The organism is Vibrio fortis (genome assembly GCF_000695685.1).
Taxonomy (GTDB): domain Bacteria; phylum Pseudomonadota; class Gammaproteobacteria; order Enterobacterales; family Vibrionaceae; genus Vibrio; species Vibrio fortis_A.
Map to the genome: position 1 here is coordinate 303,477 of NZ_JFFR01000025.1, position 16,057 is coordinate 319,533.

Annotated in this window: 13 protein-coding genes; 11 read left to right on the plus strand and 2 right to left on the minus strand. The window is 41.9% G+C overall.

Annotated elements, in window-relative coordinates:
* The first annotated feature begins 75 nt into the window (after window positions 1-75).
* The 11 genes from ihfB to VFDL14_RS07695 all read left to right on the plus strand — a co-directional run bounded on the left by ihfB (window position 76) and on the right by VFDL14_RS07695 (window position 14,072).
* Window positions 76-360 (plus strand): integration host factor subunit beta, encoded by a 285-nt coding sequence (gene ihfB, locus VFDL14_RS07745; RefSeq protein ID WP_032552067.1) that lies wholly within the window; start codon window positions 76-78, stop codon window positions 358-360.
* Between the two features lie 128 nt (window positions 361-488).
* A complete protein-coding gene (locus tag VFDL14_RS07740) occupies window positions 489-761 on the plus strand; it encodes a LapA family protein (protein WP_032552068.1) in 273 nt (90 codons plus the stop codon).
* Window positions 762-784: 23 nt separating this feature from the next.
* Window positions 785-1,960: a lipopolysaccharide assembly protein LapB gene (gene lapB, locus VFDL14_RS07735; RefSeq protein ID WP_032552069.1), complete on the plus strand. Its 1,176-nt coding sequence runs from the start codon at window positions 785-787 to the stop codon at window positions 1,958-1,960.
* Window positions 1,961-2,056: 96 nt separating this feature from the next.
* Window positions 2,057-2,767, plus strand: a complete 711-nt coding sequence (gene pyrF / locus VFDL14_RS07730) for an orotidine-5'-phosphate decarboxylase (protein WP_032552070.1) — start codon at window positions 2,057-2,059, stop codon at window positions 2,765-2,767.
* A 398-nt stretch (window positions 2,768-3,165) separates the two neighbouring features.
* A complete protein-coding gene (locus VFDL14_RS07725) occupies window positions 3,166-4,188 on the plus strand; it encodes an ABC transporter permease subunit (RefSeq protein ID WP_084181890.1) in 1,023 nt (340 codons plus the stop codon).
* Window positions 4,185-5,228: an ABC transporter permease gene (locus VFDL14_RS07720; protein ID WP_032552072.1), complete on the plus strand. Its 1,044-nt coding sequence runs from the start codon at window positions 4,185-4,187 to the stop codon at window positions 5,226-5,228. Before VFDL14_RS07725 ends, VFDL14_RS07720 begins: the two co-directional genes overlap by 4 nt.
* Window positions 5,229-5,312: 84 nt before the next feature.
* Entirely contained in the window at window positions 5,313-7,121 is a 1,809-nt protein-coding gene (locus tag VFDL14_RS07715) for an extracellular solute-binding protein (RefSeq protein WP_235201741.1), read from the plus strand.
* A 17-nt stretch (window positions 7,122-7,138) separates the two neighbouring features.
* Window positions 7,139-8,023 (plus strand): ABC transporter ATP-binding protein, encoded by an 885-nt coding sequence (locus VFDL14_RS07710; protein ID WP_084181891.1) that lies wholly within the window; start codon window positions 7,139-7,141, stop codon window positions 8,021-8,023.
* 4 nt (window positions 8,024-8,027) lie between these two features.
* On the plus strand, window positions 8,028-8,843 hold the full coding sequence (locus VFDL14_RS07705; RefSeq protein ID WP_084181884.1) for an ABC transporter ATP-binding protein: 816 nt from the start codon (window positions 8,028-8,030) through the stop codon (window positions 8,841-8,843).
* A gap of 197 nt (window positions 8,844-9,040) precedes the next feature.
* Window positions 9,041-9,913 (plus strand): hypothetical protein, encoded by an 873-nt coding sequence (locus VFDL14_RS07700; protein ID WP_032552074.1) that lies wholly within the window; start codon window positions 9,041-9,043, stop codon window positions 9,911-9,913.
* 28 nt (window positions 9,914-9,941) lie between these two features.
* Window positions 9,942-14,072, plus strand: coding sequence for a M66 family metalloprotease (locus tag VFDL14_RS07695; protein WP_032552075.1), 4,131 nt, complete (start codon window positions 9,942-9,944; stop codon window positions 14,070-14,072).
* 81 nt (window positions 14,073-14,153) lie between these two features.
* Here the strand turns inward: VFDL14_RS07695 and miaE are convergent, their stop codons facing one another.
* On the minus strand, window positions 14,154-14,918 hold the full coding sequence (gene miaE, locus VFDL14_RS07690; protein ID WP_032552076.1) for a tRNA isopentenyl-2-thiomethyl-A-37 hydroxylase MiaE: 765 nt from the start codon (window positions 14,916-14,918) through the stop codon (window positions 14,154-14,156).
* Between the two features lie 129 nt (window positions 14,919-15,047).
* Window positions 15,048-15,812 carry a hypothetical protein gene (locus VFDL14_RS07685; protein ID WP_032552077.1) on the minus strand — a complete coding sequence of 255 codons (765 nt, stop codon included), beginning with the start codon at window positions 15,810-15,812 and terminating at the stop codon, window positions 15,048-15,050.
* Window positions 15,813-16,057 lie beyond the last annotated feature (245 nt).

Genomic DNA, 16,057 nt, shown 5'->3' on the forward strand with positions numbered 1-16,057 from the left:
CTTTGGGTCCCTTTTTTTTTGCTTATTTTTCCGATAGGTCTATAATTTCTAAAAAGAAAACCAACGAGGGTAACTATGACTAAGTCTGAATTAATTGAAAGACTATGCGCTGAGCAAACGCATCTTTCTGCAAAAGAAATTGAAGACGCTGTAAAAGACATTTTAGAGCACATGGCTTCAACATTGGAAAGTGGTGATCGAATCGAAATCCGTGGTTTTGGTAGCTTCTCGCTGCACTACCGTGAGCCTCGCGTTGGCCGTAATCCAAAAACCGGTGACAAAGTAGAGTTGGATGGTAAATACGTTCCTCACTTCAAACCAGGTAAAGAGCTACGCGAACGAGTAAATACAGGAATGTAGATTACTTATCGGAATTTTGAAAAGCGGCATACTACAATGTATGCCGCTTTTTTATGACCATAATATGGTGGTCTGATAAGTAATTTTCCTGCATAATCGTACTGCTAATTAACCAATGAGTGATGAATATGAAAATTATAAAAATAGTCGCTGTTATTGCACTTTTCCTAATTGCACTGGCTTTAGGCTCTCAAAACCAAACTATCGTGAACTTCAATTATCTGCTTGCCCAGGGGGACTTCCACCTATCTACATTACTTGGTGTAGTGTTTGTATCGGGTTTTGTTCTAGCATGGATTGTGTTTGGTAGCATGCACATGAAATCTCAGCTACAGATCCACCGTTTAAAGAAAAAGCTAAACAAGCAATCAAAGCAAGTCGCTGTAGAATCAAAAGCTTGATAGCTGAGAAAGGCTAATACTGAATGTTAGAGTTACTGTTCTTACTTTTACCCATTGCTGCTGCTTACGGCTGGTATATGGGTAATCGTAATGCTCAGCAAGAAAAGCAAAAGCAATCTCATCAGATATCTCGTCAGTATGTGACAGGTCTGAACCTACTTTTGTCAGATCAGTCGGATAAAGCGGTTGACCACTTTATTGAACTGCTTCAAGTTGATAACGAAACGATAGATACGCACCTCGCGTTAGGTAACCTATTTCGTTCTCGAGGAGAGGTTGATCGCGCTATTCGTATCCACCAAAATCTTATTTCCCGCTCCGGTCTTACGATTGACCAAAAAAATCTCGCACTACAGCAACTCGCAAAAGACTATATGGCATCGGGCTTTTTAGACCGAGCAGAGAAAATCTTTGAGCAACTCGTCGATGAGCCAGACCATAAAGAGAGTGCACTTCAACAACTGGTTTCTATCTATCAACAAACCCGAGAATGGAATAAAGCCATTCAATACGGTAATGTGCTAATCAAAATCAGTAAGAAGAAGCTTAAGATGCGTGCCACGGTTGCTCATTTCTGGTGCGAAATGGCAATGCAGGAGCAAGCCGAAGGTAACAAGTCCAAAGCGATACAGCACTTTAAGAAAGCACTCAATGAAGATCCTAAGTGCGTCAGAGCCAGCATAGCATTGTCCAAAATTCATCTGGCTAATGAAGAATATAAGAAAGCGATAGAATATCTTGAATCTGTTGTTGATCAAGACATCGACTTTATTAGTGAAGTACTTCCAACTTTAGCTGACTGTTATCACCACTTGGGGCAGGAAGCTCAGCTTGTCGAATTCCTTAAAGTGTGTATTCAGAAAAAAGCAGGCGTGTCAGCTGAGTTAATGTTGGCCCAGCTAGTTGCACAGCATGAAGATATCGGCTCTGCTCAGGAGCTTTTGACCAAACAACTTCTTAAAAACCCAACGATGAAAGGCTTCTATCGATTGATTGATTATCATATTGCAGAAGCTGAAGAGGGGCGAGCTAAGAACAGCTTAACCACGTTACAATCTATGGTTGGTGAACAACTGAAAATGAAGCCTCACTACCGTTGTAGGAAGTGTGGTTTCTCGACCCACTCACTATATTGGCACTGTCCTTCGTGTAAGGGGTGGGGGACGATCAAGCCGATCCGTGGCCTTGATGGTGAATAAATTTATGGTCAATGTTAGACCAAATTAAATAGTGCAGCTTTCGGGCTGCATTTTTATGAGTAAAATTTAAGACAATAAACTGCGTTAGGAGATGAAATGAACGATCAAAAAATCATTGTAGCCCTGGATTACGACAACCAAGCAGATGCTTTGGCCTTTGTCGATCGAATCGATCCAGCATCTTGTCGCCTAAAAGTAGGTAAAGAGATGTTTACTTTATTCGGACCAGAGTTTGTACGTGAGCTGCACAAGCGTGGTTTCTCGGTTTTCTTAGATTTGAAATTCCACGATATTCCAAACACATGTTCTAAAGCAGTACGTGCAGCAGCAGAAATGGGTGTTTGGATGGTGAACGTTCATGCTGGTGGTGGTGAACGTATGATGACGGCATCACGCGAGATTCTTGAACCTTACGGTAAAGATCGTCCATTGCTGATTGGTGTGACTGTACTGACAAGCATGGAGCAACAAGATCTTGCTGGCATTGGTCTTGATATTGAGCCACAGAAGCAGGTGATGCGTCTCGCTAACCTAACTAAAAATGCAGGTTTAGATGGTGTTGTTTGCTCTGCGCAAGAAGCGTCATTACTAAAAGGTGAGTTGGGCCAAGAGTTCAAGTTAGTTACTCCAGGTATCCGTCCAGTCGGTGCTGATGTCGGTGACCAAAAACGTATTATGACACCAACAAAAGCGATTCAATCAGGTTCTGACTACTTAGTTATTGGCCGCCCAATCACTCAGGCTGCTGATCCAGCTGAAGTGTTAAAGAATATAAACAATGAATTGTTACATATGAATAACAACTAATTATTCTGTAGGTGCATGGTTTATCTCGTTTAATAAAATTAGCAAACGTTTAAACTGTGCACCTTGTAGTGATATTCACTATATAACTCCATTTCTATAACTTTCCTTTCTAAAATATATACTTATCAACATATTCCTTCGACTTTATATTTACTTATTCTAATTGTGGTCTAAATAAACCGACACATATTGTGGTTTTACATAACGATTTTCTCAAATTAACTATAATAATATGACTTGAGTCGATTATTTTTAATATTAATTGGATGTAATTGTTTAATTCAATATTCTTATGAACTAGAGTTTACGAACTAAAGTCTCATCCGACCAGTGCGTAGGTTGGTGATTGTCCACAGGATGTGGTTTAAATGTAATTAATTGGTATGGAGTACTTCCAATTGTTAGCTTATATATTGAGGCGTTTATTGCTTGTCATTCCAACATTTATAGGAATCACAATCTTGATTTTTGCCATTACTCGCTTCGTCCCGGGTGGTCCGGTAGAAAGAATGCTGTCAAAAATGCACTCAGGAACTGACAGTGCGGCAGTAAGCGTTGTGGGTAATAATTCATCATTATCAGATGATCAGATTGCAGAACTCAATGCTTTCTATGGATTAGACAAACCTATATTAGAATCTTATGTTAATTGGCTGTCTAAGATTGTCGTATTAGATTTTGGTGAATCAACTCGTTATTACGAGCCAGTGAGTGACATGATTGCTGAACGTTTACCAATCTCGTTGTTTTATGGAGGCATGACGTTCTTTATTAGTTACTTTATATCAATTCCACTTGGATATTATAAAGCGATCAAACATGGTTCAGTATTTGATTCTACGTCTTCAATTTTAATATTTATTGGTTATGCGTTACCCGGATATGTTGTTGGCGTTTTTTTAATTACACTGTTTGCCTATAACCTTGATTGGTTTCCTATGGGAGGATTCGTCGGAGACGATTTTGAGGACTATGAAAATTGGGTAGACCAAGTCAAGGACATCATGTGGCATGCCGTGCTTCCTCTCATTTGTTATTTGATTGGTGATTTTGCGACGCTCACGATGACAATGAAAAATAACCTTATGGAAAACCTCTCTGCTGATTATATTAGAACAGCCATAGCGAAGGGGTTGCCGTTCAAGCAAGCGGTTAAAAAACATGCGCTACAAAATAGCCTAATTCCGATAGCAAGTCATTTTGGTAACTCATTATTGTTCTTTATGTCCGGCTCTTTTTTGATTGAAGTTATCTTTAATATCGATGGTATTGGCTTATTAGGTTATGAATCAATAATGGAGCGAGATTATCCGGTTGTTATGGGAATTGTCGCTATTAACGCTGCGATGTTGATGATTGGTAATATTGTTTCTGATCTATGTGTTGCCGCTGTCGACCCAAGGGTGAGGTTTGGCGCATGATAAGACTAACCCCACTAACACAGAAAAAGATTAAACACTTTAAAGAGATAAAACGTGGATATTGGTCACTTTTGATCCTGAGTTTCCTACTTATTTTTTCAATCTTCGCTGAGTTTTTTATTAACAGTAAAGCACTCCTCGTTAGCTACAAAGGCGAATGGTCATTTCCTGTTGTCTCAGACGTAAGGCCAGGGACAGACTTCGGGCTAAGCTATGCGAGTGAGGCTGATTATAGAGATCTGAAACAGATTTTTGAGGATGAAGGCGAGGGTAACTTTGTCATCATGCCTATTGTGCCTTGGAACCCTTATGAGCAGGACTTTTCTGGGGACTTCCCACCACTAGCACCGAGTATTGAGAGTAAACATTATTTAGGCACGGATGCGATAGGGCGAGATATTTTAGCGCGTTTAGTTTATGGCTTTCGTATAGCGATGGGGTTTGCCTTAATGACCATGGCCATCTCTTATGCGATTGGTACTGTGGTCGGGTGTTGTATGGGCTTCTTTGGTGGCAAGTTTGATTTGTTTGTTCAGAGGCTAATAGAGATTTGGTCGATGGTGCCGTTTCTGTACGTGATTATGATCTTAGTCTCGATAACCCAGCCAACGTTTACCTTGTTTGTCGCGATTAATGTTTTGTTCGGCTGGATGGGAATCACTTGGTATATGAGAACCATGACATATAAAGAATCTGCTCGCGAATATGTGATGGCAGCCCGAGCGTTAGGTGCTTCTACAACGCGTATCCTAGTGCATCATATCTTACCCAATACTATGGTTATGATAGTGACCTTAGCGCCATTTACGATTGCCGCCAACATTACCGCACTGACGGCGCTCGACTATCTAGGGCTCGGCCTGATGCCTCCTACGCCTAGTTGGGGTGAATTACTACAGCAAGGGAAATCGAATCTAGATGCTCCTTGGATTGTGATCTCAGTTGTCGGAGCCATCGTTGCAGTTTTAGTCATGGTGACATTTATAGGTGAAGCGATACGCTCGGCATTTGATCCCAAAAAGTTCACACGTTACGTATAAGCCTAGATTCAGACATTTACAGGAAGTATCCAATTACAGGATGTAATTATGAATAGAACACTCTCAATATGTATTTCAGCGTTGATGGCGGGTTTATCCACGTCTGCTTTCACGCAAACCACTGCTTTACCGCAGGGCGTTGAATGGTTGTCTAACAACAATGAACCACTTTTTGCTTCACAAGACGCGATACGCGGCGGCACCTTACGTACATTCATGGCCAGTTTTCCTCAGACCTTGCGTAGCGTTGGGCCAGACGCAAATTCAGGGTTACGTCATTACTTTATGGATGGTGCCCCAAAGCTTGCTCAGCGACACCCTAATACGGGCAAGTGGATTCCACAGTTAGCGACTGATTGGGCGTTCTCTGAAGACAACAAAACGGTCTACTTTAAGCTTGATCCCAATGCGACATGGTCTGATGGAGAGAAAATAACGGCAGATGACTATCTGTTTATGCTCACTTATTATCGCTCTAAAGATATCGTTGACCCTTGGTATAACGATTTCTTTTCAACGTCCATTATTGATGTGATTAAAGTAGATGAATACACCATTGCCGTAGAAACCGCTGTTGAGCAGAGCCAAGACGCTCTAATGGTGTTGATCAATATGCCAAGTAACGGCTTTCAACCAAGACCAAAACACTATTTTGCGGATGAGAAAGATGCAAATAATGACGGTATGGTTGATAACTTTGTTCGTAAATATAACTTCAAGAGTGAACCCACAGCAGGCCCTTATTACCTAGATAAAGTTAAAAAAGGTAAGAGTGTTACCTTCAAACATGTCGGTGAAAAGTGGTGGGGCTATTCAAATCGCTATTATCAGAATCGCTACAATGTCGATAAGGTGCGTATTACGGTTATTCGTGACTTTGATATCGCTCTAAAGCACTTTGAAAAAGGTAAATTGGATTATTTCGATTTCGTACTTCCTGAATATTGGCATGGGAAATCTGACTCCCAAGGCTTTAAAGATGGTTACATCCAGAAGTTTTGGGGGTTCAATCAAACACCGCAAGGTGCCGGTGGTTTATGGATGAATACTGCGCAACCATTGCTCGATGATATCAATGTTCGTAAGGGCATAATGCACGCTACCGACTATGACGGAATGATTAAAAACATCATGCGTGGTGACTATTCTCGTAAGCCACATGGGCTCGGGTTTGGACATGGGCAGTACGATAACCCAACGAATAAAGCGCCAGAATTTGACCCTCAGTTAGCGGCTGAGCACTTTGCAAAAGCTGGCTTTGACGCCATTGGATCTGATGGTATCCGTATCAATAAACAAGGTCAGAGGCTTTCGTTTGCTATCACCTACGGTTACAACGCATGGACGCCAAGAATTGCGTTTCTCCGAGAGCAAGCCAAGTTAGCGGGTCTCGACTTTACTCTTAACTTGGTCGATGGGTCATCGGCGTTTAAATACATTCTAGAGAAGAAGCATCAATTGGCTTTTCTCAATATGGGCTCGGGTGAAATCCCTTCTTACTGGGAGTATTTGCACTCAGACAACGCCAATAAACCGCAAACCAATGCACACACTAACTACAGCAGTCCTGAACTGGATAAATTGATAGAAGCGTATGATGCTGAGTTTGACCAAGCAAAGCGTTATCAACTCTCGTATCAGATTCAAGATTACGTTACACAGGCTAATATCATCGTTCCAGGCTATATGGTGCCGTATTCACGCGCTGCGCATTGGCGTTGGGTCCAATATCCAGAGAATCCAATGACTAAGCAGACAGAGTCTATCTTCCACCCGATGGATATTGGTAGTTTCTGGATAGATCCTTCACTGAAGAAAGAGACGCAAGCGTCGATGAAGTCAGATAAAACCTATACTCCGGTTTCATTTGTTGATGACCGTTTTAAGTTGTGACGGATGCTTGTATGAATATGGAATATAAACAAGATCCTAATTGCGACGTGGTGTTGGAAGTAAAAGATCTAGAAGTCACTTTTGATACTGACTCGGGAGTCGTTCAGGTACTGCATGGCGTCAGCTTCAAAGTTAAAAAAGGCAAAACTCTAGGTCTGGTTGGCGAGTCTGGTTGTGGTAAAAGCGTCACATCAATGTCGATTATGGGTCTGCTACCTAAACCTTATGGTCAAGTTGTCGGTGGGGAGATCCTTTATAACAATCAGGATCTCGTTACCTTGCCATCAGATTCTATGTATGAAATGCGTGGTAACTCGATCTCAATCATCTTCCAAGATCCAATGACGGCACTTAATCCGGTACATAGTATCGGTAAACAGCTAATGGAGGTGTTGGCGCTTCATCGACCTGAGTTGAAGAAAGCTGATAGAAGAGAATATGCGGTCAAGATGTTGGAAAAGGTCAAAATTCCAATGCCAGAGAAACGCATCGATGAATATCCGCATAACCTATCTGGTGGGATGAGACAGCGCGTAATGATAGCTATGGCTCTTGCGTGCAAGCCAGACGTGTTGATTTGTGATGAACCAACCACGGCTCTAGATGTTACGGTTCAAGCCTCCATTTTGGAGTTGATGATAGAGCTACAACAAGAGACAGGTATGGCGATGCTGTTTATCACTCACGATTTAGGTGTTGTTGCAGAGGTGTGTGATGACGTAGCTGTCATGTATGGAGGGCGTGTTGTTGAGTATGCAGATGTATTTGAGCTGTTCGATTACCCGAAACACCCTTATACAAAGCGCTTACTGGGTTTAATGCCAAGTTTGGATCATCCGCCAAAGCAACAAATAGAGCTCACACCAATTGATACTTCGTTGTTTCCAGAGTTTAAGGGGTAGCTTAATGTCAGAAGTATTAAGAATCGAAAACGTTACTCAGCATTTCGTCTCTGGAAAAAGATTGTTCTCAAAAGGGTATGTGGTTAAGGCCGTTGACGGCGTCTCTTTTTCTCTGCATCAAGGGCAAACCTTGGGTCTGGTTGGGGAATCAGGGTGCGGAAAGAGTACATTGGGACGAACAATATTGAAGTTGTTTGAACCAACATCTGGACGAATTTTCTTTGAAGGAAAAGACATCACCCATTGGAAAGCTCGGGAGATGAGACCGCTTCGTAAAGAGATGCAGATTGTCTTTCAAGATCCGATGGAGTCTCTCAATCAACGACATACGATCGGTATGATTTTGGAAGAGCCCTATATTATCCATAATGTCGGTACCAATAAAGAGCGTAAGCAGTGGGTATTAGAGTTGTTGGATAAGGTGGGTTTGGTCAGAGAGTCGGTTGATCGTTACCCTCATGAGTTTTCTGGTGGACAACGTCAACGTATCGGAATTGCTCGGGCCATCGCTCTAAAACCTAAACTGCTTATTTGTGATGAATCCGTATCAGCACTAGACGTGTCGGTACAAGCACAGATTATTAATTTGCTCTTAAACTTACAGAAGGAGATGAATCTAGCAATTATTTTTATTTCCCACGATCTTTCTGTTGTTAAACAGGTTTCGGATGACGTCGCTGTAATGTATTTGGGCAAGATTGTGGAATATAGCTCTGCGATGGAAATATATAACAGCCCCAAAAATGAATATACAAAGAAACTACTTTCAGCAATACCAATAACACACCCTAATCGCAGGAAGCGTACAAAGGGAAAATAGCATTAATACAATTCTGTACAAAATAATACAAAGAAAATTTGTAATTCAATTGTAAAGTAATTTGGCAGCAAGGTTCTGTTGCTAAAAAGTCCATCGATATTTAGTGATAAATATTGAGGTATTTGTTTACTTAAAATTTGATGGATTATTTAAATAAGTTCAATGACTGAACTTAACGTTCATGGAAGTTAAAAAGCATGCATAACACAATAAAGTGGAAGGTGAATCCGATCGCAATATTGTTAGGTACTATGTTTACTTTATCTGTTTACGCAGAGGAAGGTAATAGTGTTGACAATATTAACGATAAGGTTGAATCAACACAAAGTGAAAGCGATGCATCTTGTATAACTTGTAATATCAGTGGGTCCGTTACCGCTGGTTATTCAACAAACATATACAACAAAGATGACTATCGCGCAGACCGAAGCTTTTCATGGAATGGTTCACTGAAATATGCACTTTCTAAAAATATGAAAACGTATATATCTTCGGGCGGGTATCGAGCCTTAGATGATGAAGTAGGGACATACGCTACTGATTCGGTTATAGGGCTAAGCCACTCTAAGTTATATGAGTTTGGGGAGAGTGGAAAAATAGGTGCAAGTGGGCAATTTACTATTCCCACCTCTGAAGCGTCTCGTAACGATAAGTTACAAACCGCATTCAGATTAGCTGTTCCAATTAGTTTCGAACACTGGGGAGTGAATTTTAATATATCGCCCCGACTTAGAAAGAATTTTCATCAATATAAAACGTATGGTGGCAAGTCTCTCACTGAGTGGACTTATTCCTTATTTACAGGAGCAAGTTACAGCTGGGAAAAGTTAAGTTTGGGAATTGATGCTTTGGGTGGAAACACTATCAGTTATCAAGGAACCAGACGTGATTCAGTTGATTATGGCGGTTCTATCTATGGAGCTTATGACTTTAACGACAACTGGTCATTTACTCTTACAGCCGCAACGTCAGGCGCATATGCAGATGCAGAACGAGGCACATTGGGCAATATCGATCTATTCGATGCAGACAAAGCCTCTTACTCAGCAGATATAACATTCTCATTCTAGGGAAATAAAAATAATAAAAGGATTCAATATGGACTTTAAAAAGATTGCATTAAGCTCCGCAATTACGGCTATTTTGGCTGGGTGTGGTGCTGATGACCAAGCATACGAGCTTCAAGACCGAGATTCTAAGGAAGTCGCAGTACAAGACCTTAAAGAGGGCCGTTGGTTTTATGTTCCAACGACAGGTGCTGCTCCGAGATTTGCACTCAACCAATTTCCGTTCCTACAAGGTATGGGACGCTATGTAGAACTCTGTTATACCAAACACGGTCTAGAGGTTCGTGCGTTTGACAAGGACCACCCTGAGACTTCGTTACCAAAAGACGAAAACAACTATTGTGAAAACGTAAACAAAGATAATATTGCCAGTGATGATCCTCTCAACTTCGCACAAGTGTTACAAATTCCGGGTGACTTTGCCGCTTACCGCTGTAAGGAAGATGCGTACGACGACTGTACTAATACCGAAGAGATAAATGACGATAAAAGCTTAGACTATCGCAAGAAGACTCACTTCACACCTAAACCAGAAGAGCTGATCGTATCTGAGTTGAACTGGGAAGATCTTTATGGCTTGAAGGATGGGATTACTGAGCAAGGTACTGCACAAGTTATATCCTGGGATTTTGACCCTGAAAACGGTATTCTCAATTTCGAGTTAGAGCGCACTTTCCAAGTCGATTTAGATAACCTTTCGGACTACATTAATTTTTCAACTAAATCTGGCTTAGAAGAAGCATTGGTTGATGGTGCCTTTAAGGCGCGTTTCTACTACTCATTGGTTCATGAAAGCGTGGTTGCTTCTGACAACTACCAACCTGTGATGTATCCGGTCGGTGATGAAAACGATATAGGCTTCTTCACTACACAAACGAAAAAGCTTAACCCGATCACCAACAAGTATGATCGTGATGTTGTTTATCTGAATCGATTTAACCCAGACAACGGTACGATCAAATACTATCTGACGGACAACTTCTTCGAAGATAAGAATAAGCTTTTCTTAGACTCGACTATTCAAACCATCGACAAAATGAACAAAGCGCTGTCTTTGTTTGGTAATGATGCCGGTAAACCAGCGATTGAAATCGTCAACTCATCGGCACCTGCAGGCATCCATCCAGGCGATCTGCGCTATAACATTATTAACTTGGTTGATGAGCCACTAGCGAATGGCCTGCTAGGTTATGGCCCTTCAGTGGCTAACCCGGTGACAGGTGAAATCATAAAAGCACATGTTAACCAATATGCAGGTGTGGCCAGAACAGGTGTTCCTTATTATTGGGATAACCTAGCACGTTTTTACAACCGAAATGAGTTGTCGCTGAATGGTTTACCAGCACTGCCGACTGAAGATGATTCAGCTCCTGCCGTTGCTGAAGTAGAAAGCCGTATTCAACAGCTATCGACTATGGCAGCAATGTCTAAGTTACCTAAAGTTGATGACGTAGCGCCAGCCTTGACTAAAAAAGAGCTCACGGGTGACCGAACACCTTCGCGAGCTCCGACCATTCTTACCAAAAACTTCAGTGACGATATGGACTTTGAAGATGTCGTAGCGGCTGAAGAGAACCGTCTGGCATTCTGGTCTGAAAACAATGCATACCCAATTGAAGCGTCGTGGGTCTCTTCAACCAGTAAAGCGATGCTTGATAACCTTAAGTTCGATGACGACCGCTACTTTAACATCAAGGTTGATGATAATGGCGTTGAAACATCACGAGAACTACGACGTTGGAAGTACTTACCAAAAGATCTTCAACAAGAGGCTGCTGATGCGATAACCGTTGCAACATATAGCAATACACTTGTTCATGAATTGGGTCATAACGTTGGTTTACGTCATAACTTCAAAGGTTCGAACGACAAGGAAAATTACTACACCCTAGAACAGGCTCATGCTCTTGGTCTAAATAATATTCCAGCTTACAGCTCAACCATGGACTATGCACCAAGCATGTTGGATGAAACGCCAACATGGGGCCTATATGATATTGCAGCGTTCAAGTTTGGCTATGGGCGTAAAGTAGAAACCATTCAAGACTCTTCATCAGCGATGCCAACGGCGGTTGCAAATCCAGGTGATGAGGGTACTGACGAAGAGAAAGCAGCTTATCAACAATACCTTGCGGATCTACAGGCGTATCAGCAAAGCTTTGCCAACCGTTTTGGCAACAATGTGGACAATGACTCATTGATGGTATGTAGCGAAATCATGGCGCTATCGGGCGATCAAGCCGGCAAGTCTCTTTATAACTGTGATTTCAGTCGTTTCGATATTGCCGCGTTAAGTGATGATCCTGAAGATTATGCAAAAACGCGATATGGTGTACTTTACTACTTAGATAATGTACACAATATCGAACGTAAGAGTTACGGTTTCTGTACCGATGGTAACGTTTCTCTTAACAGTGATTGTAACCGTTTTGATGAAGGTACAAGTCTTAACGAGATCGTTGCATATGAATGGCAGAGCTACTTAGACAGCTATGATCGCCGTAACCTTGCAGAATACAGCACCAATGGTTTGTATTCTTCGGATTACCCTGGCTACATTGTTCGTCGTTATCGTGAGATGACATCAATCCGTGACAAGATGGAAGATTTAGAACGCATTGATGATCTATACAATAACCTTGGTTACACATCTTCCACGGATAAGCCGGGTGATTTCTTACTGCGATTAGCTTCTAACGAGACTTACTGCACAACACCAGGCGCTGAAGCAAATTACTGGTTCTGTGACTATGCAGATGGCGCTAAGAACGCAGCAGCATACTTCTTGGATGTGTTAGCGACGCCAGAACATCAGTGTGTGATTCAAAATGCCAGCGGTGATCAAAAAGTAATTTCATTTGGTCAGCTTCTTAACAACAACTCTCACTTGTTACCTGCAAACTACGATTTGATTGATGCGAACTGTTTTGATGAGCAAGCCGCTAAATTCATCGAAGATGCAGATAGTGGTTATACAGCTGTTGCAGAGACGAAAAATGGTCGTTTCTTGAATTCAATAGGTAGCTTTGATCCTGATTACCCTTGGTCAAATGCAGTATCTGTACTAGGTAGCTGGCCAGACAAAGCGTTAGCAAGCTATTTCCTGGCTCGTCGTTACTCAAATCGTTATACCGATGAAGTGAGCTTCGCATCGCTATTAGATCTTCCTGGAGTGCAAGAGCAGTATGAAGATATCATCTCAAACATGATCTCAAACGAAGGTTTAAATACACCGGTAGAGTTGGTTGATGCTGAGGGTAAAGTCTACAACAACCTAAATGGCGTTGATGTAAACCTGCACATTACGGAGAAAATGGAATCACTCTCTCCAATGCCGCGAGGTATTGAGCGATTCTTTGGAATCTCTGGTCGAGACCGTCAACGTATTGGTGATTTGATTTTGAGCATGGGTGTCGATGAAATGCAATCGAATGACTACACGGTGAAATCTTTAGGTAAGGCTCAGTTGGATGCATTTACGAAACAGCAAGACCGCTACGGCTTGATTGCAGGAGAAAAAGTTGAGTTTGTCATTGACGGCGAAACTTACGTGGCGACCAAGGCAAACAAGCTGGCTTATGAATATGCCAACCAGTTAGTCAGCTCTGATGGCTACGCGTTGAAAGTCTACCTAGATAACTATGATTCTACGGAACTTGCAACGATTGTGACCAATGTTGAAACAGCATGGGGGCCTTTCAGAACCGATATCCTGCCTCAATATCATGATGCCGTTTTGTTACTTGATGCACCGATGGTGAATGCTATGAAGACGAACATTGATGTTGATATCGCAGCAGGAGTCTTAAGCTTTGCAACGTCGTTTAATAACTTTGTCGATGCAGGTATTGCTTCGGGCGACGTTGTCTACGACGCGTCAGCAGGTACTGTTCAGTATAAAGGTGGTGAAGCTCAGCCGGTTTCAAAAGCATATGCTGCATACTCTGATGCGATGATTCTAATCTTTAATGACTTAGGTGACTCGATGATGTCGGCTGTAGATAATCTATATGCGGGCTATGTTGCGGCTTCAGATGCAGACAAAGACCTGTGGGCGAAAGATCTTAATATGATCAAAGCCTACCAGAGTGGTGACATTGCGAGCGTTGCAGGTAAGTATTACGAATTGCTTGATCGCTTGCCAAATGCTGAAGATTTTTAACGGGTAAATTTCCATTAGAAATAACAAAAGGCTCGCATTTGCGAGCCTTTCTTTTCTAGTTCATGTTTCCGTTAGATGCCACTAAGCAGCGATAACTGGAGCGCCACTATGGAACTTAAAGTCGCTGTCGTCAGATGTAATGAGCTCCGCTTCTACACGTGCGAAGTGAGCGACACGCTCGGAAATATCTTTACCTGCAATTTGTTCTGCAAGCTCTAGATAATCTTGGTAGTGACGAGCCTCTGAACGAAGAAGAGACACGTAGAACTTCTCCATATCTTCTTCCAGGAAAGGTGCGAGTTTTGCGAAGCGCTCACAAGAGCGTGCTTCAATAAAGGCACCAATAATCAATTTGTCCACTAAAGCGTCTGGCTCATAGGTTTTCACATGTTTAATCAAGCCTTTTGCGTAGCGACCTGCTTCGATAGGTTGATATGTGACACCTTTCTTTTCCATTAGCTCCATCACTTGGTAAAAGTGGTGCAGTTCCTCTTTGATTAGCAGTACCATTTTGTCGATGAGATCGTCGCCATAAGCACAGCCATCTTTGGCTGTTATCTGCTTTGATGCGTTGCTATTACCACGCAGCGATTCTAAATCTCCTTTACGGCGGTAGGCGAACTCTTCGTATGGTTTAATCCACTCATTTAGCTGAATTGCACTTTCTTTATCAACCGCATACTTACGAATCAGAAATAGGGCACTTTGAGCGGCTTTTAGCTCACACAACATGTGATCGCGCAAAATGATATGCAGGTTTTCTGGCTTTTTGGCTTCGTCGATCCAAGAGTCTGGCGTTTCGGCTTTTAGAAAGGAATGAATAGGAGCTAATAGTTCTTGATACATGCTAAAGCTTGAGTAGTTTTGGAAAAACGAGATATTACCACAGGAACATTAAGGTTAGGAGGGGCTTTCTTGGTGTAAAAAGGCCGCCAATGAGGCAGCCTTAGGGAGAGTTGTATTAGATGAGTGGAATTACCACTTCTTCTTCTGACCAAATAGCGCATCCATATCGTCTTCGCGTTCTTTGGACTCCATTTGTTGAAGCTCTTGTGCATTGCGATCTTGGCGCTTTTGATCAAGTTCGTTCAGCATCTCTTGTAACTTCTCACGAGCCTGGTTCGAATATGGGTCATTTTTCGTGGTCAGTGCGTCAATACCCTTACGAAGCAGTTGAATAGCTGTACCGGGTTGGCCGCGAGCAATTGAGTCGTTAGCACGTTTAATTACGTTCTCGATGTTGATTCGAATCTGGATAGTCTCTAGGCGAGCATTCTCTGCAACGTAAGCTTGAGTTTCAAAACGACCCTTATTGTGTTCACTTCGAATCGTATCACGTAGGCGTTTAACCAACTTCAACATCATAATGGCTTGCTTGTCACTACTAGGGACACGGAATGCAGTGCTTTCACCACCTTGATAGTTCTCTTTAAGCTGAGTGATCTGTTGCTTCACACTCTCAATGCGTTGGGCAAGTTGTTTGTTCTTCGGGTCGAGCTGATACATGTTTTCAAGCGAATCAAGGATACGTGTGTTTAAGCACACAAGTAGGTCTTGGCTAAACGGCATATGATGCGCGTTACCAATCAGCTCTTCCGTTCCATCGATAATGGTCAAATAACGAGAAGATTCCTGTTTCTTCGCTGTTTCTACCTTAACTTTGTACTGAAGCATGATGTTGTAGCCCAATACCAACACCAAAAGAATGGCTACTAAGGCAATAATTAAACCAATATTCATATAATTGCGTCTGCTTGTTGTGTTCTATCGCTAACTTCAGAGGATACACGATTCCATAGAGTATCTACACCCGTAAATCGCTTATCTGCCTTGTAAATTTTGATTTGCCATTATCTCTTGTTCATGTTGCTACGTAATCAAAAAGTGAAAACTATTTACCGATAATGAGGGATTGATTACAAAGGAGTGACGACGGTTTCATATCAGGCTCTATAAAAACTCAATTTTCCTATCATTTTTGCCAG